General features: G+C 67.9%; 18 protein-coding genes. 13 read left to right on the forward strand and 5 right to left on the reverse strand.

What is annotated here, in order from left to right; genetic code table 11:
- Positions 1-165: 165 nt before the first annotated feature.
- From A7W11_RS12345 to A7W11_RS12365, 5 genes are all read left to right on the forward strand, one after another.
- A complete protein-coding gene (locus tag A7W11_RS12345) occupies positions 166-1,173 on the forward strand; it encodes a sodium:calcium antiporter (RefSeq protein ID WP_066414003.1) in 1,008 nt (335 codons plus the stop codon).
- Positions 1,174-1,572: 399 nt separating this feature from the next.
- Positions 1,573-1,929 carry a hypothetical protein gene (locus A7W11_RS12350; protein WP_066412504.1) on the forward strand — a complete coding sequence of 119 codons (357 nt, stop codon included), beginning with the start codon at positions 1,573-1,575 and terminating at the stop codon, positions 1,927-1,929.
- Positions 1,930-2,310: 381 nt separating this feature from the next.
- Positions 2,311-5,055 (forward strand): magnesium-translocating P-type ATPase, encoded by a 2,745-nt coding sequence (gene mgtA / locus A7W11_RS12355; RefSeq protein WP_066412516.1) that lies wholly within the window; start codon positions 2,311-2,313, stop codon positions 5,053-5,055.
- A complete protein-coding gene (locus tag A7W11_RS12360) occupies positions 5,052-6,176 on the forward strand; it encodes a porin (protein WP_156523059.1) in 1,125 nt (374 codons plus the stop codon). Before mgtA ends, A7W11_RS12360 begins: the two co-directional genes overlap by 4 nt.
- A gap of 192 nt (positions 6,177-6,368) precedes the next feature.
- A complete protein-coding gene (locus A7W11_RS12365; RefSeq protein WP_066414015.1) occupies positions 6,369-7,235 on the forward strand; it encodes a cytochrome c oxidase assembly protein in 867 nt (288 codons plus the stop codon).
- A 4-nt stretch (positions 7,236-7,239) separates the two neighbouring features.
- Here the strand turns inward: A7W11_RS12365 and galU are convergent, their stop codons facing one another.
- Positions 7,240-8,079, reverse strand: coding sequence for a UTP--glucose-1-phosphate uridylyltransferase GalU (gene galU, locus A7W11_RS12370; RefSeq protein WP_066412520.1), 840 nt, complete (start codon positions 8,077-8,079; stop codon positions 7,240-7,242).
- Between the two features lie 82 nt (positions 8,080-8,161).
- Here galU and A7W11_RS12375 point away from each other — a divergent pair, with 82 nt between their 5' ends.
- The gene (locus A7W11_RS12375; RefSeq protein WP_412778720.1) at positions 8,162-9,661 is read left to right on the forward strand and encodes a M48 family metalloprotease; all 1,500 of its coding nucleotides are present in this window, start codon (positions 8,162-8,164) and stop codon (positions 9,659-9,661) included.
- Between the two features lie 51 nt (positions 9,662-9,712).
- Here the strand turns inward: A7W11_RS12375 and A7W11_RS12380 are convergent, their stop codons facing one another.
- Genes A7W11_RS12380 through A7W11_RS12390 form a run of 3 tightly spaced genes read right to left on the reverse strand, consistent with a single transcriptional unit; the run spans position 9,713 to position 11,488 of the window.
- Positions 9,713-10,813 (reverse strand): YheT family hydrolase, encoded by a 1,101-nt coding sequence (locus A7W11_RS12380; RefSeq protein WP_066412532.1) that lies wholly within the window; start codon positions 10,811-10,813, stop codon positions 9,713-9,715.
- Between the two features lie 15 nt (positions 10,814-10,828).
- A complete protein-coding gene (locus tag A7W11_RS12385) occupies positions 10,829-11,251 on the reverse strand; it encodes a YybH family protein (RefSeq protein ID WP_066412537.1) in 423 nt (140 codons plus the stop codon).
- Between the two features lie 21 nt (positions 11,252-11,272).
- Positions 11,273-11,488: a zinc-finger domain-containing protein gene (locus A7W11_RS12390; protein WP_066412540.1), complete on the reverse strand. Its 216-nt coding sequence runs from the start codon at positions 11,486-11,488 to the stop codon at positions 11,273-11,275.
- 219 nt (positions 11,489-11,707) lie between these two features.
- Here A7W11_RS12390 and A7W11_RS12395 point away from each other — a divergent pair, with 219 nt between their 5' ends.
- The 3 genes from A7W11_RS12395 to A7W11_RS12405 all read left to right on the forward strand — a co-directional run bounded on the left by A7W11_RS12395 (position 11,708) and on the right by A7W11_RS12405 (position 14,365).
- Complete coding sequence (locus A7W11_RS12395; RefSeq protein ID WP_156523098.1) at positions 11,708-12,376, forward strand: AzlC family ABC transporter permease; 669 nt, start codon at positions 11,708-11,710, stop codon at positions 12,374-12,376.
- Between the two features lie 13 nt (positions 12,377-12,389).
- Entirely contained in the window at positions 12,390-12,719 is a 330-nt protein-coding gene (locus A7W11_RS12400) for an AzlD domain-containing protein (protein ID WP_066412546.1), read from the forward strand.
- A gap of 179 nt (positions 12,720-12,898) precedes the next feature.
- Complete coding sequence (locus A7W11_RS12405; protein ID WP_066412549.1) at positions 12,899-14,365, forward strand: DEAD/DEAH box helicase; 1,467 nt, start codon at positions 12,899-12,901, stop codon at positions 14,363-14,365.
- A gap of 74 nt (positions 14,366-14,439) precedes the next feature.
- On the opposite strand, the gene A7W11_RS12410 is transcribed toward A7W11_RS12405, so the two are convergent.
- Complete coding sequence (locus A7W11_RS12410; RefSeq protein ID WP_066412552.1) at positions 14,440-14,829, reverse strand: thioredoxin family protein; 390 nt, start codon at positions 14,827-14,829, stop codon at positions 14,440-14,442.
- A 64-nt stretch (positions 14,830-14,893) separates the two neighbouring features.
- On the opposite strand from A7W11_RS12410, the gene A7W11_RS12415 reads away from it, so the two are divergent.
- From A7W11_RS12415 to A7W11_RS12430, 4 genes are all read left to right on the forward strand, one after another.
- Complete coding sequence (locus A7W11_RS12415) at positions 14,894-15,706, forward strand: EI24 domain-containing protein (RefSeq protein ID WP_066412553.1); 813 nt, start codon at positions 14,894-14,896, stop codon at positions 15,704-15,706.
- A 19-nt stretch (positions 15,707-15,725) separates the two neighbouring features.
- The gene (locus A7W11_RS12420; RefSeq protein WP_066412555.1) at positions 15,726-16,535 is read left to right on the forward strand and encodes a competence/damage-inducible protein A; all 810 of its coding nucleotides are present in this window, start codon (positions 15,726-15,728) and stop codon (positions 16,533-16,535) included.
- Between the two features lie 123 nt (positions 16,536-16,658).
- Positions 16,659-17,543: an IclR family transcriptional regulator gene (locus tag A7W11_RS12425; RefSeq protein WP_066412557.1), complete on the forward strand. Its 885-nt coding sequence runs from the start codon at positions 16,659-16,661 to the stop codon at positions 17,541-17,543.
- On the forward strand, positions 17,536-18,621 hold the full coding sequence (locus A7W11_RS12430; RefSeq protein WP_066412559.1) for an AbrB family transcriptional regulator: 1,086 nt from the start codon (positions 17,536-17,538) through the stop codon (positions 18,619-18,621). Before A7W11_RS12425 ends, A7W11_RS12430 begins: the two co-directional genes overlap by 8 nt.
- Positions 18,622-18,681 lie beyond the last annotated feature (60 nt).

An 18,681-nucleotide genomic window follows, 5' to 3' on the forward strand; every position in this document is an offset into this window, starting at 1 on the left:
CGTCAACAAACTTGGTGGTCTTGCACCCCATGGCGCCGGCAGCTTTCGGGCACTGCTTCATGCAGGTTCCCGGCCAGCCAGGCGAGACCTTTGGCCACGTCGCGTTCACCCTGGCCGGGCGAGCCGCGCGTTGCGCCATTGTTTTCGCTCGCCCGGCTGCGCGTCATGTTGCTCACCTTGTTTCTCTTCCTGCTGTCCGCGGCCATCATCTATCTGGCCTGTGAATACTTCGTCAACGGCGTCGAGTGGGTCGGCCACCGCATGGCGCTGGGCGCCACGGCCACCGGCACCGTCCTGGCCGCCTTCGGCACCGCCTTGCCCGAAAGCGCCGTGACCTTCATGGCCGTGGTCTTCGGCAACACCCCCGAGCAGAAAGACATCGGCGTCGGCGCCGCCATGGGGGGCCCGCTGGTGCTGGCCACCGTGGCCTATGCCGTGGTGGGCCTGGCGCTGTGGCGCAATCGCCGCGCCGCGCACGTCGGCGTGTCCATTCCCATCAGGGCCGACCAGGGCCGGCTGGCCCGCGACCAGAGTTGGTTCATGGGCATCTTCGTTCTCAAGGTGGCGCTGGGCCTGCTGGCCTTTGCCTGGAAGCCGTGGCTGGGCATCCTGTTCCTGGCGGTGTATGCGCTGTATGTGAAGCGCGAGCTGTCGCACGATGACGGCGGCATCGAAGAGGACGACCTGGAGCCGCTGAAGCTGCGCCCCCGCGATACGAACCCGTCGATGTTCTGGGCTTGTACGCAGACCGTGCTGGCGCTGGTGGTCATCGCCGCCGCGTCGCGCGTGTTCGTGCAGCAGATCGAGGCGCTGGGCGTGGCCATGGGCATCTCCGCGCACGTGGCCGCGTTGCTGTTGGCGCCGGTGGCGACCGAGCTGCCCGAGATCCTGAACGCGCTGATCTGGGTGCGGCAGGGCAAGGAGCGGCTGGCGCTGGCCAACATCTCGGGCGCGATGATGATCCAGGCGACCATTCCCAGCGCCATGGCCATTTTCATGACACCGTGGCTGCTGGATGCGCCGCTGCAGGCCGCCGGGCTGTTCACGCTGGCGTCCATCGCACTGCTGTGGATGCGCCTGCGTCGCGGCGCCATGACGGTGACGGCGCTGGCGTCGGTCGGTGGGCTGTACGTGCTGTTCGCCGGCTATCTGATCTGGCATTTCTACGGCTGAGAACCCTTGCCCGGGAATTGTGGCGATCAAGCTACGAGTCTTGTTTATCAGGGCAAACCCGGGTAAGATCTCAAAGTCATCATTCCCAAGGGGTTCTTTCCGTGAATACCGATTCCGGCGACAGTAGTAGTCGATCTTGCATCGACGTCGCTGCCTGACAGGTCACACGCAGAATCCCTCTGCCGCGTCCTGCCAGCGCAGGATGCGGACATCTCCCGGTTAGCCAGGCATTCGCCGCGACCGGAAATCTCCCCGCTACTCATACCGCCAGAACCGTTGCGTTGCCGCAGCGCCATGCGCCCGCGTTTGCGTCTGTTCCAGCCGCAACCGGTACGCCACGCGTCTGCGCGCGCCCGTTCGCGGCAAAGATGCTCCGTCCTTGCAGCATAGGAGGTCAGCATGCGTTTCTTTGACTTGTTCCTGCGCCGTGCCGGCGTCGAGCGTACCGAGGCCGGCGGCCGCCGCCGGGGTACGTCACGCCTGACGGTGGTTTGCCCCCGCGATTCGCTCGATTCGCTGCGCAAGCAGATCTGCCTGGACTTCTCGGCCGCTGGCCTCAGCGTGTCGCAGTTCCAGGTCGATGCCGCCACCGCGCAGGCCGGCATGGCGCAAGCCTGCATCACGGTCGACTGTCCGCCCGAACTGCGCGCCGAGCTCATGTCCCAGGCCAAGCGCCTGAGCGCCAATCCGGCCGTGCGCCACGTGCACTTCGGCGCGAGCGCAGCCGCATCCACCACCATGGCGGCCGCTGCGTAATCCGCACGGTCCGACCGTTCACCTCAACCAGGGAGGCCGCCATGCCAGGCGCCATAGATTCCGAGCCTCGATTGCGCCGGCCGTGCGCGGCCCGACGCCTGCCCTGATCCGCTTTTCCACATTCCCCGCGGATCGGGACCTGCGCGTCCCGCCGTACGGAATGTGCAGCGCCTGCCGCTGACGGTGCGCCGGATTGCCCGGCCGCCCCAACCCCGCCGCCACACGCTCCATCACGCCCCGGCGCATCGCCGTTCATAGAACGCCGGTCGCGTCGTGACCTCGCACGCCTGTACTGCATGCCCACAACATTGCATGCGGTACAGGCGTGTGCGGACCCGCTCGTCCGGACTGACTCCACCACCAAGAAATTGGAGTGTTCCGATGCTGCACTTCCTCAAGTCCCTGTTCTCGTCGGCGGCCCGGGTCCGCCATATCGGCCGCCATTTCCGGCGCACGCCTATCCTGGAGCCCATCGGCCCCGGTTCCGATTCCGCCGCCACTGCCTGCGCGGTGCGCCGCGCGGGCCGCCGGCTGCAGGATGTCGCCTTCGAACCCCTGGATGCGCTGTACGCCCGGCTCGACTCCACGCCCCAGGGCCTGCCCGTCGAACGCGCGGCCCTGCTGCGTGACGAGTTCGGCCCGAACGAAGTCGATCAGGAACGTCCGCTGGCCTGGCACACCCATCTTTGGCTGGCCTACCGCAATCCGTTCAACCTGCTGCTGACGCTGCTGGCGGCCGTGTCCTGGGTTACCGACGTGAAGCTCGCCGAACCCGCCGACCGGGACTGGTCGTCGGTCATCGTGATCACCGGCATGGTGATCGTGGCCACCTTGCTGCGCTTCGTACAGGAGCGCCGTTCGCATGCCGCCGCCGAGTCGCTGCGCGCCATGGTGCAGAACACGGCCACCGTGCTGCGTCCCGGTTCGGGCCGCAAGGTCGAGGTGCCGCTGCGCGAGCTGGTACCCGGCGACGTCGTGGCCCTGTCGGCCGGCGACATGGTGCCGGCCGACTGCCGCGTGGTGACCGCCAAGGATCTGTTCGTGGCGCAGGCCGCGCTGACCGGCGAAGCGCTGCCCGTGGAGAAGTTCGTGCAGGCGACGCCTGGCCTGGGCAATCCCCTGGAGCTGGAAAACATCGTCTTCATGGGCACCAACGTGGTCAGCGGCGCCGGCCTGGCGCTGGTGACGGGTACCGGCTCGCGCAGCTGCTTCGGCCAGTTGGCCGGCAGCGTGTCGGCCGTGTCGCGCGCGCCCACCCAGTTCCAGCAGGGCATCAACCGCGTCAGCTGGGTGCTGATCCGTTTCATGCTGGTGATGGTGCCGGTGGTGTTCCTGATCAACGGACTGACCAAGCACGACTGGCTGCAGGCGCTGCTGTTCGCGCTGGCGGTGGCCGTGGGCCTGACGCCCGAGATGCTGCCCATGATCGTCACCTCCACGCTGGCCAAGGGCGCGCTGGCGATGTCGCGCCGCAAAGTCGTGGTCAAGCGCCTGGACGCCATCCAGAACCTGGGCGCCATGACCGTGCTGTGCACCGACAAGACCGGCACGCTGACGCAGGACCGCATCGTGCTCGAACGCCACATCGACGTGGACGGCGCGGCCAGCGACGAGGTGCTGAGCCATGCCTACCTGAACAGCCACTACCAGACCGGTCTGAAGAACCTGCTGGACGTGGCGGTGCTGGAGCACGCCGAACTGGGCCGCAGCCTGAATCCGGCGGCGAACTACGTGAAGGTCGACGAGATTCCGTTCGACTTCGCGCGCCGCCGCATGTCGGTGGTGGTCAGCGCGCGCGATGCGGCCGATGGCGGCCACGTGCTGATCTGCAAGGGCGCGTTGGAAGAGATGCTTGCCGCGTGCGAGTCGGTGCGCGGTCCGCAGGGCGACCAGCCGCTGGATGATGCCCGCCGCGCCCAGATCCGGCGCGAGACCGGCGAGATGAATGCCGAAGGCTTGCGCGTGATCGCCGTGGCGGTGCGCAACCTGCCCGCGGACCACGGCCCGTATGCCATCGCGGACGAGGCCGGCCTGACCCTGATCGGCTACATCGCCTTCCTGGATCCGCCCAAGGAATCCGCCGCGCCCGCACTGCGCGCGCTGATGGACGCGGGCGTGGCCATCAAGGTGCTGACGGGCGACATGGACCGCGTGGCGCGCAAGGTGTGCCGCGAAGTGGGACTGGATGTGGGGCAGGTGTACATCGGCGCCGACCTGGATGCGATGAACGAGGCCGAGCTGGGCGTGGCGGTGCAGGAGGGCACGCTGTTCGCGCGCTTGACGCCCGCGCACAAAGAGCGCATCGTGCGCGCGCTGCGCGAGCAGGGCGCCACGGTGGGTTTCATGGGCGACGGCATCAACGACGCGCCCGCGCTGCGTGCCGCGGACGTGGGCATCTCGGTGGACTCGGCGGTGGACATCTCGAAGGAAGCCGCCGACATCATCCTGCTGGAAAAGAGTCTGATGGTGCTGCATGACGGCGTGCTGGAAGGCCGCCGCATCTTCTGCAACATGCTCAAGTACCTGAAAATGACGGCCAGCTCGAATTTCGGCAATGTCTTCTCGGTATTGATCGCCAGCGCGTTCCTGCCGTTCCTGCCGATGCTGCCGGCCCAGTTGCTGATCCAGAACCTGATGTACGACTTTTCGCAGATCGCCATTCCGTTCGACCGCGCCGACCCCGAGTCGCTGCGCCGGCCGCAGCAGTGGGATCCGGCGGGGCTGGGCCGCTTCATGGTGTGTTTCGGTCCGCTGAGCTCGGTGTTCGACGTCGCCACCTTCGCGTTGATGTGGTACGTGTTCCATGCCAACGTGCCGCAAGCCCAGTCGCTGTTCCAGTCGGGCTGGTTCGTCGAGGGGCTGCTGTCGCAGACGCTGGTGGTGCACCTGATCCGCACGCGGCGCATCCCGTTCCTGCAAAGCCGGGCCGGCCTGCCGCTGCTGGTCTCGACGGTGCTGGTGATGGCGTTGGGCGTGGCCTTGCCGATGTCGCCGCTGGCTCCGGCATTCGATATGCAGGCGCTGCCGCTGGGGTACTTTCCCTGGCTGGCGCTGATTCTCGTGGGATATGTCTGCCTGGTGCAGGTGGTCAAGAGCGCTTGGGTGCGCCGTTATGGGTGGCAATGACGAAGTCCTTGATTCGCTATGCCTGCCGGGCCGCGGTGCGCGCCGCGCCAGTCCTCTTGTGGGGCGGCGTGGCCTGTGCCGCCGATCCCGGCCTGGCCCTGTACGGAGTGGTCGACGCCGGCCTGTCCGCCACGCGCGTCAGCGGCGCGGGTTCGTCCGTCCGACCGCTGTCCGGCGGCCTGACCGACAGCCTGTGGGGCATGCGCGGCAGCGAGGCGCTGGATGACGGCTGGAGCGCCGAGTTCGGTCTTGAAAGCGGCTTCGACGCCGCGACGGGCCGCGCCGACGAAGAGGGCCGCCTGTTCGACTACGGCGCCTGGACCGGCCTGTCCCATCCCGGTGTGGGATCGCTGCGGCTCGGCCGCCAGCAGACCGTCTCGATGGAATATGCCAGCGCGCTGGAGGTGGGTTCCTGGCGTGACCTGGGCATGGGGGCGCTGTTCAGGGCGGCGGACAACTATCGCCGGGATAATCTGCTCAACCTGCACACGGCCGTCGTGGAGGGCTGGCAGGCAGGGGTCGGTTATGCCTTCGATACGAATCGGACGGACGGGCTGGCGCCGGATGAGCCCCCAGGCCGCCGTGGCCACGCGCTGAGCGCCGGCCTGAAGTACGAAACCGATACCTGGCTGGCGGTGCTGGGCTGGGATCGCCTGCATTACGCGGGCCAGGCGGCCGACGCGCTGGGCGGTCGCGCGCCCATCGCCTGGCAGGCGGGCCTGTCCTACACGACGGAAGGCCTGCGCCTGTCGATGGCCTGGTCGCGGCAGCGCAACGGCTATGCCAGCCAGAATGCCGGCGGGCTGGACGGCCTGGGGCCGGCGGTTTTCCTGCGCGGGGGCAGCCTCGTTACCTGGCTGCTGGGCGCCGAGATCGGCGTGGGCGCATCGGGCGCGCTGTTGCTGCAATGGTCCATGGCGGCGCCGGATTGGCATTGGCAGGATGGCTCCCGCCCGAAAACCACCCGACTGGCTTCGCTGGGATACCGGTTCGACCTGTCGCCGCGCACCAGCCTGTATGCCTATGCCGCCCGCCTGGCCGGTGGCACACTGGACGAGCCCATCGTCCAGCGAGCAGGGCGCACCGAGCGCGTGGGGATGGGAATCACCCAACGGTTCTAGACCCGATGGCCGTACGCCGTTCGGCAGCGGATGTGGCGGCTTGGACATCGCGTCTGCGCGGCAAAGCCCCGCTGCCTGAGCGCGACGGGTATGCCATTTTGAGGCGCCCGATGGGCAGCCCGCGCTCCACTACAATCGCATGACATCCGCGCGATGCCTGCGCGCCTTTCGTCCGTACTGGGTCCCTTGCTCATGGATCTGCTCGGCTGGCTCGTTCCCTGGGAGTTCTCGCCCACCCTGATCGCCGCCTTCGCCGCGGCCATCGTGCTGTTCGTGCGCGGCCAGCGCGTGCATCGCGTCACCGTGGCGCGGCAGGTGTTCTTCTGGGCCGGCCTGGCGTTGCTGTACCTGTCCCTGCACACCCGGCTGGATTACTACGCCGAGCGCATGTTCTTCATCCATCGCGCCCAGCATCTGGTGCTGCATCACCTGGGCCCGCTGCTGGTGATGGCCGCTTTTCCGGGGTCCGTGATGCGGGCCGGCCTGCCCATGCCCTGGCGGGTGCGGCTGCGCGATTTCCTGCGCGCGGGCCCCGGGCGCGCGCTGCAAGGACTGCTGACGCACCGCATCCTCGTGCCGGCCCTGTTCGTCTTCCTGGTGCTGGTGTGGCTGATACCGTCGGTGCAGTTCTACAGCATGCTCGATTGGCGCCTGTACCGGCTGATGAACTGGTCGGTGGTCATCAGCGGCTTCCTGTACTGGAACCTGATCCTGGACCGCCGGCCCAGTCCTCCCGCGGCCATGAGCCCCGGCGGGCGAGTATTGTCGCCCGTGCTGACGATGGCGCCGCAGATGGTGGCGGGCGCCGTCATCGCCTTCACGGAAACCGATATCTATCCGCTGTTCGAACTGTGCGGCCGCGCCGTGGCGATGTCGGCCCAGACGGACCAGATGATCGGCGGCCTGACGATGTGGATTCCGGCGGCGCTGGTAGAGGTGATCGGCCTGCTGGTGGCCTTGGGCACCTTGATGCGCCTGTCGGGCAAGGGCCGTTTGCGCCGTGCCGACCGGCAGGCGCGGCGCGGGCGCGCGCCCGAGGCGCAACGCCCTGCCACTTGAGGGCTTATTCCGGGATCAGGCCGTGATACTTGCGGCCATAGGCCACGGTGGCCTGGAACATGCCTTCCTTGTTGCCGCAGTCGTAGCGCGTGCCTTCGTAGCGGTAGGCGTAGACCGGGCGGTCGCGCATCAGCGCGGCGATGCCGTCGGTCAGCTGGATCTCGTTGCCGGCGCCCGACTTGGTGTTGCGCAGGTACTCGAAGATCTCGGCCTCGAGCACGTAGCGGCCAACCACGGCCAGATTCGAGGGGGCGTCTTCAGGCTTGGGCTTTTCGACCATGTGGGTGACGCGCTCGGTGCGGGCGTCGATGGTCTGGCTGGCGACGATGCCATATTTGTTGGTGTCTTCGTGGGGCACTTCCTGCACGCCCAGCACGCTGGCGCTGCGCGCCACGGCCGCGTCGACCAGTTGGCCGATGACGGGCTGGTCGGCGTCGATCAGGTCGTCGGCCAGCAGCACGGCGAACGGTTCGTTGCCCACGGCCGGCGCGGCGGTCAGCACGGCGTGGCCCAGGCCCAGCGGGTAACGCTGGCGGATGTAGATGCAATTGACGTGCGCGGGCAGCACCTCGCGTACGATAGCCAGCAGCGCCTGCTTGTTCTTGCCTTCCAGGTCCGTTTCCAGCTCGGGATTGGAGTCGAAGTGGTCCTCGATGGCTCGCTTGTTGCGGCCCGTCACGAAGATGAGGTCGGTGATGCCGGCGGCGACCGCTTCTTCGACCGCATATTGGATCAGCGGTTTATCCACGACCGGCAGCATTTCTTTCGGCATGGCCTTGGTGGCGGGCAGGAAGCGCGTACCCATCCCGGCGACGGGGAAAACGGCTTTGCGAATTCGTTGCATCGAGGTTCCAGAGTAGAGAAGAATTATGTGTAGTCGAACTTACAGAAGGTATGGCTATCATAGTGCCATGCAGAGTCGTAACATGACACCTATCTCGGTATTTCTGCGTCGCAGCATAGCCATCGGAATTTGCACAGCAATTCTCGTGCCTGCGGCTCCCGTCATCGCGCAACCGGTCGGCCTGCCCTCCATGGGGGCGGCCTCGGCCGACGACCTGTCGCCCGCCACCGAACGGCAGTTGGGCGAGGCCATCATGGCGCAGGGCCGGCGCGACCCGACCTACATCAACGATACCGAGATCAGCCAGTACCTCACCACCATGGCGCGCAAGCTGGCCATGAACGCGCCCGGCGGCGTGCCCGACATCGAGGTCTTTCCGGTCCGCGATCCCGAGATCAACGCCTTCGCCATGCCGGGAGGATTCATCGGCGTCAATTCCGGGCTGGTGGTGTCCTCGGACAGCGAATCCGAACTGGCGGGGGTGCTCGCGCACGAAATCGGGCACGTGGTGCAGCGCCACATCGCGCGCGGCATGACGCAGCAGAACCAGAACAGCACGGTGATGCTGGCCAGCCTGGCCGGCGCGCTGCTGGCCGCATTGGCCGGTGGCGGCGGGAACCTGGCCATGGGCGTCGCCGCCTTCGGGCAGGCAGCCGCCATCAACCGCCAACTGGGTTTCTCGCGCGACGCCGAGCGCGAGGCCGACCGCACCGGCCTGCAGATGCTGTCCAAGGCGGGCTACGACCCCAGCGGCATGTCGCGCATGTTCGGTCGCCTGATGAACGCCGCCCGCCTGAACGAAGGCATGGGCGGCGGTTCGTGGGCCAGCACCCACCCGTTGTCCATCGATCGGATGTCGGACGTGCAGAACCGCATCCGCGAGTTGTCGACCGTGCATTATGTGGACAGCGACGACTATTGGTACATCCGCGCCAAGTTGCGGGTCGTGCAGGGGCGTGACGCGATCAGCCTGCGCACGGCCCAGCAGCAGTTGCAGGACGAGTCGCGCGCCCTGTCCGGCGTGCGCAAGTCGGCCGCGCTCTACGGCCTGGCGCTCTATCACCTGCAGCGCAACGAGACCAAGCAGGCCACCACGGCCTGGGAAATGGCCCACGAGGGCGGCCATCAGTCGCCGCAACTGGCCAAGCTGGGCATCGACATCGCCCTGGCGCGCAAGGACGACGGCGCCGCCATGCAGCAGGCGCAGGCGGCCATCAAGCGCTGGCCGGATCAGCGGGCGCTGGGCATCGCCTACGCCACCGTGCTGCAGGACGCGGGCCGCAATGACGAGGCCCAGGACTACCTGCGCGACCGCATCGAGCGATGGGGCGCCGACGAGCCGGGCCTGTACCAGATGCTGGCGCAGAGCGAGGACCGTAACGGCCGCACGGTGGCCGCCCGCCGCAACATGGCGCGTTTCTATCTGCAGACCGGCGCCTATGCCGCCGCCGAATCGCAATTGCAGCAGGCGCGCGGCATCTCGCACGACTTCTACGAACAATCGCAGATCGACGTGCAGATCAAGGAAGTGAAGCAGAAGCTGGCCGACGAGCGCGAACTGCTGCAGCGCTTCAAGTCGTGACGGCAAGGATGTGAAACCGCCGGCCGCGCCATCGGGCGTGGCCGGCGCCGTTTACAGGCCGGTTTCGAAGAAGCGCCCCAGGCGCTGGGGCAGCCAGTTCAGGTGGCCGGGGAAGGCGCCGGTCGGAAAGCCCGCATGGCCGCCCTGGGCCGGCTGGTGCAGCAGTACGCTGGGCGAACAGTCGGCCGGGCCGGGCAGGGCGCTTTCGGGCAGGAAGGGATCGTTGCGGGCGTTCAGCACCAGCGTGGGCACCTTGACGTGGGCCAGCCAGGGCTTGCTGGAGGCGCGCGTCCAGTAATCGAGCGCGTTGCGGAATCCATGCATGGGTGCGGTATACGCGTCGTCGAAATCGCGCAGGTCGCGCGCGTGGGCGATGCGCAGCACGTCGATGGCGCCCGGAAAGCGCTTGGCTTTCTCGAGCACCTTGCGCTTCATCGTCTTCAGGAAATAGCGCGAGTAGATCTGGCGCGCGATGAAGCCTTTGCACAGTTCGCGCCCACCTGCGGCCAGGTCCAGCGGCACGGACACGGCCGCCGCGGCGGTGAGCCAGGGCAGGGCGTCGCCCTGTTCGCCGATGAACTTCAGCATGGCGTTGCCGCCCAGCGACACGCCCACGGCGTGCCAGCGGGCGTGCGGCACGCGGCTGCGCACCGTGTCCAGCATGAAGCCGACCTCGGCCGAGTCGCCGGAATAGTAGGCGCGCGCCAGGCGGTTGGGCGAGCCCGAGCAGCCGCGGAAGTGCGCGATGGCCACGATCCAGCCCCGCGCACGGAAGTGGTGCGCGATGGATTGCGCGTAGCGGCTGGCGCTGCCGCCTTCCAGTCCGTGGAACAGGATGAGGGCGGGCGTGTCGGCGACCTGCGGCAGCGAGGCCCAGTCGGCCGGCGCGATCCAGCGTGCGGCCGCGACCTTGCCGGCGGCCGCCGGTGGCTGGCCGCTGACGGGACTGCCATCGGCCGCCTTGTGCGGAAACAGTCCCGGACCCGTCCAGTCGAAATCGACGAAGTCGCCGTCGGGCGTATCGACGCGGTCGCGCACGAACGCGATGCGGTGATACTGCGCGAACAGGGCGGCATACACCGTCTGGCTATGCCGGTCGGGCAGCCAGGGCGGAACCGGGCAGGGCGTGGTGTCGAGTCGGGATGCAGCCAACGAAACCGTCCCGACCTAGTGCAGCCTGTCGGGGATGTCGTGCAGATCGAGCACCCCCGCTTCGGGCGGCGCGGCGGAGGCATGGTGCATGACCATGCGCCAACCGGTGGGACCCTTGTGATAGATGTTGGTGGCGTAGCAGGTGGCGTATTGCGTGCCTTCCCGCGTGATGGCCGAGACCTGTTCGACCAGCACGTGCACCGCGCACATCATGCTCTGTATGACCAGCGGGCGCAGGGGACGCAGGTGCAACGGGCCGTTGGACAGGATCTGCTGCCACGACTCGTGGACGGCCATGTGGCCCACGATGCGCAAGCCGCCCGGATGGATGCAGACGATTTCCTCGTCGTCGGCCCAGACCTGCATCAAGCGGTCGAGGTCGCCTTGCTCCAGGGCGTCGTAGAAGGCGTGTTCTGCTTCGTCGGGTGTGGCGAACATGGCAAGCCGCGCAACTAGGGTTTAGTGGTGGCCGTGCAGGACCGTACCGGGCTTCAGGCGGTACTCGGCGCCACAGTAGGCGCAACGGGCCGAGCCGGTGTGGGCCACGTCGAGGAACACGCGGGGATGCATGCTCCACAGCGGGGCCTTGGGGCCGGGGCAGTAAACGGGCAGGTCTTCGGCACCGACTTCGATGACTTCCTGGGCGGGCACGGCAGCCGAGGCAGCAGCGGTCATTGAGGTATTCCTGAAAAAAGCCGGGATACGGCGGGCAATCGTCGCGCGTATTGTATCAAGCGCCGAAGGCTACAATACTGATCCATTTCCGCCGTCCAGGTTCCATGCCGTCCCGCCACATCCGCCAGGGGCCCGTCCTTGGCCTCTGACTCGAACAATTACGAAGCATCCGACGCCGAGGAGACACGGCGCGAACGCAGAGAGGCCTTCCGGGCCGGCGTGCATGCGGTGGCGCCCGCGCTGGTCGCCACGTCCACATGGGGGCTGGTCACCGGCGTGGCCATGGTCAAGTCGGGCCTGACCGAGTCCATGGCCCTGGCGATGACCCTGCTGATGTACGCGGGTTCCGCCCAGTTGACCTCGCTGCCGCTGATCGCGGCGGGCGCGCCGCTGTGGCTCGTCTTCGCAGCCGGTTTCGTGGTCAACCTGCGCTTCATCATCTTCGGCGCGGCGCTGCAGCCGTATTTCCGCCATCTCAGTTGGCCGCGCCGCCTGGCCATGGGCTACTTCACCACCGACATGGGCTTCGTGCTGTTCATGTCCCGCTTCGGCGAGGCGTCGCAGCGCGGCACGCGCGAGCACGTCTGGTACTTCGCGGGCGCCATCACGCCCGGCTGGATCACCTGGCAGACGGCTTCCATCGTGGGCATCGTGCTGGCTTCCCAGGTGCCGGTCTCGTGGTCGCTCGATTTCGCGGCGGTGCTGGCGCTGCTGGCCATCACCGTGCCGCTGGCCAGTTCCCGGCCGGTGCTGGTGTCCATGCTGGCGGCCGGCGTGACCGCCTGGATCGGCCAGGCGCTGCCGCTGCGCCTTGGGCTGGCCGCCGCCGTGGTGGTCGGCATCGTCGCCGGCATCGCCGCCGAGCGCTATCTGAAGAAGCCCGCATGATGATGAGGCGTGCATGAGTGCTTTCGAGATCTACGTCTATTCGGCCATTCTGCTGCTGACGGTATGCAGCGTCATCACCCGCGCCGGTTTCATGCTGTTCGGCGATTATCTGCCGCTGCCAGACGGCGTGCGGCGCGCGCTGCGCTACGCGCCGGCCGCGGCGCTCACTGCCATCCTGGTGCCCGACATGCTGCCCTGGCGCACCGGCATCGGTCCGGTCTTCGACTACAAGCTGGTGGCCGGCATCGTCGGCATCCTGGTCTTCCTGCGCACCCGCAACGCCGTGCTGGTCATCGTCTCGGGCATGTGCACCCTGTGGGCGCTGCGCTGGCTGGCCGGGTAGTTCCCACGCATCGGAGGCAGGCCGGGCTGCGGGCGCGTGCGCCGGCCCGGTTTTCCCGTGTTCGAACGGACGGGTTGGGATCGTAAGCGCCCGGCTGCTAAAATAAGTTATCCACAGCAATCCGGGACGCGTTGTATTTCCGTTTTGTTCTTTCACCGCCCCGGCATCTGCCACACTTGATGACGCAATCTACCTCTACCGCAGCGCCCGCCGCAGACGCGCCTTCGCGCACCTTCGCCGATTTCGGTCTGCACCCGCTCCTGCTCCAGTCCATCGTCGAAACCGGCTACACCACGCCCACGCCCATCCAGGCGCAGGCGATTCCGGTGGTGGTCGAGGGGCGTGACGTCATGGGCGCCGCCCAGACGGGCACGGGCAAGACCGCCGCGTTCACGGTGCCGATCCTGCATCGCCTGATGCCGCTGGCCAATCCCAGCGCGTCGCCCGCGCGCCATCCGGTGCGCGCGCTGATCCTCACGCCCACGCGCGAACTGGCCGACCAGGTCTACGAAAGCGTCAAGCGCTACAGCAAGCGCACCCCGCTGCGTTCGGCCGTGGTGTTCGGCGGCGTCGACATCCGCCCGCAAAAGGAAGAGCTGCGGCAGGGCTGCGAAGTGCTGGTCGCCACGCCGGGCCGTCTGCTGGATCACGTCGAACAGAAGAACGTGAATCTCAGCCAGGTCGGCATTCTGGTGCTGGACGAAGCCGACCGCATGCTGGACATGGGCTTCCTGCCCGATCTGGACCGCATCATCAAGCTGCTGCCCCCGCAGCGCCAGGGCCTGCTGTTCTCGGCCACGTTCAGCAACGAGATCCGCAAGCTGGGCCGTACCTTCCTGAACCAGCCCGTCGAAATCGAGGTCGCGGCGCGCAACGCCACGGCCGACACGGTCACGCAGATCGCCTACAAGATGACGGGCGAAGCCAAGCGCGCCGCCGTCGTGCACCTGGTCAAGTCGCGCGGCCTGAAGCAGGTCATCGTGTTCTCCAACACCAAGATCGGCACGGCCCGCCTGGCGCGCCAACTGGAGCGCGACGGCGTCAAGGCCGAGTCGATCCACGGCGACAAGACCCAGGCCGACCGCATGAAGGCGCTGGAAGCCTTCAAGGCGGGCGACCTGGAAGTGCTGGTGGCCACCGACGTGGCCGCGCGCGGCCTGGACGTGGCCGGCGTGCCCTGCGTCATCAACTACGACCTGCCGCATAATTCCGAAGACTACGTGCACCGTATCGGCCGTACCGGCCGGGCGGGCGCCAGCGGCGAAGCCATCGCGCTGTTCACCCCCGAGGAAGAGCGTTACCTGCAGGACATCGAGAAGCTGATCAAGCGTGAAGTGCCGCGCGGCCATCTCGAACTGCCCTCCGAATTGCTGGCTCGCAGCCATGGCCGTGGCGGCGAAGCGCATTCCGAACGCGACCGCAGCGACCGTTCCAGCCGTGGCGAGCGCGATCGCAGTGCGGATCGTGGCGACCGCGGCGGCCGTTCTCGCCCCGAACGCCGTCCGGTGGACGATTTCTTCCTCAAGCCCTACGAGCCTTCCGCCTCTGCCGCGCCCGCCGACGCGGAGGCCCGCAAGGAAGAAGACCGCCCGGCTGCACCCAAGCGCCAGCTTGCCGTATTGCTGGGCGGCAGCCGCAAGAGCTGATCCGCCGGCCCAGGCGGTTCCAGAAACGAAAAGCCCTTCACACTGAAGGGCTTTTTGCCATGCCGGAGCCGTCGTCAGGCCGTGGCGCCAGCCAGCATGGCCTTGATGTCCGGCAGCTCGGCAGCCACCGCCGGGCTGTTGCCGTCCAGCGTGTCCAAAAGGCGTTCCAGGTGGCCGATGTGCGGCAGCATCGGACCGTAGAACAGCACCCGGCCGCCGGCCTGCACGAACAGCGTGGGGAAGTTCTCGACGTCGACGTCGCCCAACAGGTCGGGCTGTTCCTCGATGTCGATCCAGGCGTAGGCATGCTGCGGCCGGGCCTCGGACAGGGCGTCGAGCTTGGGACGGTACTGGTTGCAGGTGTCGCACCAGGCCGCGCAGAAACAGGCCACCAGCCAGGTGTCTGGGCGGGTCAGCGCGGCGCGCAGGGCGGCGTCGTCGGTTCCGGGTACGAGCAGGGGCATGGGGGGCAAAGGGCAACGTGTTTGAGACTATGATACCCGGCATGCAGACTTCCCGCCCCGCCCCATGACCGCTCCCCCTACCGACATCACTCCCGGCGCGGCCGTGGCCGGAGCCGCCAGCGTGGCGCGCGCCTTCCGCCGCGCCGCCGTCTCCCAATGCCACCCGAACATGCTGTTCGCGGTGCTCATGCCCTTCGTCATCGCGCTGTTGGGCGCCATCCTGCTGCTGTGGCTGTTCTGGTCGCCGCTGACCGATTGGCTCAGTGTGCAGGCCAGCCAGTGGCAGGTCGTCAACGATGTCGATGCCTGGCTGGTGGGCATCGGGCTGTTCTCGCTCAAGCTGTACCTGATTCCCGTGATCGCCGCGGCCGTGCTGTTGCCGGTGTCGGGCATCCTGGGGCTGACCATCGCCGCCATCTTCGTCATGCCGCTGGTGCTGCGCCACGTGGGGCAGCGCGAGTATGCGGGCGTAACGCTGCAGGGCCGCAACGCCACCGCCGTCAGTGTCTGGAACGCCATCTCGGTCAGCGTCATCTTCGCGGCGGGCTGGCTGCTGACCCTGCCGCTGTGGCTGGTGCCGCCCATGGCGCTGGTGCTGTCGATCTTCTGGTGGGCCTATGCGTTCTCGCACATGATGCGGGTGGACGCCATCGCCGAACACGCCAGCCCCGAAGAGCGCCGCCTGCTGCTCAAGCGCTACAACGGCTCGTTCTGGTTGATCGGGCTCATCTGCTCGCTGATCAACCTGCTGCCGCCGGCCTGGGTCATCCTGCCGGTCTATTCCAGCCTGGTCTATGCCCACTTCGGGCTGGATGCGCTCGCGCGGCTGCGTGGCGAGCGCGTCATCGAGGTCCAGGCCACCGTCCGTCCAGAATAATCACGGAACCGCATCCATCATGTCAGTTCAACCCGCTCGCCGCATCGGCCTGATCATCGTCGGCGACGAAATCCTGTCCGGTCGTCGGCAGGACAAGCATTTCTCCAAGGTCATCGAACTGCTGGGCGCCCGCGGTCTGCAACTGGCCTGGGCCGAGTTCCTGGGGGACGACCGCGAGGCCCTGACCCGCGCGCTGCGCCGCACGTTCGCCTCGGGCGATGTGGTGCTGTCGTGCGGCGGGATCGGCGGCACGCCCGACGACCACACCCGCCAGGCCGCCGCCGCCGCGCTGGACCTGCCGCTGGCGCTGCATCCCGAGGCCGCCAGCGCCATCGCGCTGCGCACCGCCGAGCAGGCCGAGGAGAAGGGCCTGCCGCCGCCCGACATGGACGCGCCCGAGAACCGCCAGCGCCTGCAGATGGGCATGTTCCCGCAAGGCTGCGAGGTCGTGCCCAATCCGTACAACCGCATTCCCGGTTTCTTCATCCAGGACCACACTTTCGTGCCGGGCTTTCCGGTGATGGCGTGGCCGATGCTGGAGTGGACGCTGGATACGCGCTATCGCGGCCTGCATCACGCCGTGGTGCTGGCCGAGCATTCGTTCCTGGCCTACCAGATGCCCGAATCGCGCATCACGCCCTCGATGGAGGCGATCGAGCAGCGTTGGCCGGGAGTGCGCGCCTTCAGCCTGCCGTATATGGGGGACAAGGGCGGGCCAGCGCATCTGGAACTCGGGGTGAAGGGCGATCCGGATGCCGCGGCCGAGGCATTGGCGTTCTTCCGGGCGGAAGTGCAGCGCCTGGGCGGCAGCCTGACGGTTCCGGTCTAGCGCCTGGCGCCGGTGAAAAAGGGTTGCCAAAACGCAGCCATAATTTCACAATACGATAAGTCAAATTTTGCTGCGCTGCCGCATCGCTGTCGATGTTCCCCGGCGCACTCCTGGACACCCATCATGTCCCGCCTGTTCTCCGAGCCTGCGCAGTCTGAGCATCCGGACGCCAAATCCGGCGGCCGGCAGGAGCCTGCCATCCAGGTCATCGACCGGGCCATGCGGCTGCTGGACGCCCTGGCGGCGCAGCCCGAACCCGTCACGCTGAAAGAACTCTCGGCCACCACTGGCCTGCATGCCTCCACCGCACACCGCATCCTGAACGACCTGGTCGTGGGCCGCTATGTCGAGCGGGTCGACAACGGCCTGTACCAGTTGGGCATGCGCTTGCTGGAGCTGGGCTCGCTGGTCAAGGGGCGGCTGAACGTGCGCGAGGCCGCGCTGTCGGTCATGCGCAACCTGCACCGGCAAACCGGACAGACCATCAACCTGTCGGTGCAGCAGGGCGACGAGATCGTCTACATCGACCGCGCCTGGAGCGAGCGCTCGGGCATGCAGGTGGTGCGCGCCATCGGCGGCCGGGCGCCGTTGCATCTCACGTCCACGGGCAAGCTGTTCCTGTCCACGGCCGACGCGCGGGGTGTGCGCGCCTATGCGCTGCGCACCGGCCTGGCCGGCCACACGCGCAACAGCCTGACCGAGATCGACCGCCTGGAGCGCGAGCTGGCGCAGGTGCGCCGCCACGGCTACGCGCGCGACAACGAAGAGCTGGAGCTGGGCGTGCGCTGCATCGCCGCCGGCATCTTCGACGACACCGGCAAGCTGGTGGCGGGCCTGTCGATCTCCGCGCCCGCCGAACGCCTGCAGGACGAATGGATACGCCTGCTGGTCGACGCGGCCGCGGGCATTTCAGAGGCGCTGGGCTTCGAGCCCACGTCCCATCCCGACGATACGGGGGTGTCGGCCGTGCTTGCCGCGGGAGCGTCCGCCACCACCCGGCATGCCTGAGCCACGGTCATTGGCCCGCCTGAGCCGGCCCGTGCGGTGGGCCGCGCTGCTGGGCATCTCGCTTCCCTTCATCCTGGTCTTCGAGGCCATCGGCCTGCCGGCGGCGGTGCTGCTGGGCGCCATCGGAGGCGCCATCGTGGCCGCCGTCAACGGCGTCAGGGTGCAGACGCCGCGCTGGTCGTTCGTGGCGTCGCAGGGCCTGATCGGCTGCCTGATCGCGCGCAGCATGCAGCCGGACATTCTGTCCGCGCTGGTCGCGGACTGGGCCATCTGCCTGGCGGCGGTGGTATGCGTCATCATGGCCAGCGGCGCACTGGGCTGGACCCTGGCGCGGCGTGGCGTGCTGCCGGGCAGCACGGCGGTGTGGGGCCTGTCGCCCGGCGCCGCCAATGCCATGGTGCTGATGGCCGAATCCTACGATGCCGACGTGCGCCTGGTGGCGTTCATGCAGTATCTGCGCGTGGTGCTGGTGGTATTGGTCGCGGCCGCCGTCTCGCGCATCTGGGGGCTGCCCGCCGGGGCGCGTCCCGTGGCCATCGACTGGTTTCCCGCCTTGCCGGCCGGTCCGTTCGTGGCCACGGTGGCGGTGGCCGTGGGCGGCGCGTGGCTGGCCCGCGTCGTGCGCCTGCCCGCAGGCTCGCTGCTGCTGCCCATGTTCCTGGCGGTGGCGCTGCAGAACACCGGCTACCTGCACATCACGCTGCCGCCCTGGCTGATGGTGCTGTGCTATGCGGCCATCGGCTGGAACATCGGCCTGCGTTTCGACCGCGCGGTGCTGATGCACGCGCTGCGCGCCTTGCCGCGCGTGCTGCTGTCGGTGCTGGCGCTGATGGCGCTGTGCGGCCTGCTGGCCGTGCTGCTGACCGAGTTCGGCGGCGTAGACCCCCTGACAGCCTATCTGGCCACCAGCCCCGGCGGGGCCGATTCGGTGGCCATCATCGCGGCGTCCAGCCCGGTGGACCTGCCGTTCGTCATGGCCCTGCAGACCGCACGCTTCGTCATGGTGATGCTGCTGGGACCCTGGCTGGCGAAGTGGGTGGCGCATCACGCCAGGGGCGGCGCGATCCGTCAGGGCTGATGGCGCCTGCAAGAAAAAATCCCCGCGCGGCCAGGGCCGGCGGGGACGAGCGTTGCAACC

The sequence above is a fragment of the Bordetella ansorpii genome (assembly GCF_900078315.1).
GTDB lineage: Bacteria > Pseudomonadota > Gammaproteobacteria > Burkholderiales > Burkholderiaceae_B > Bordetella > Bordetella ansorpii.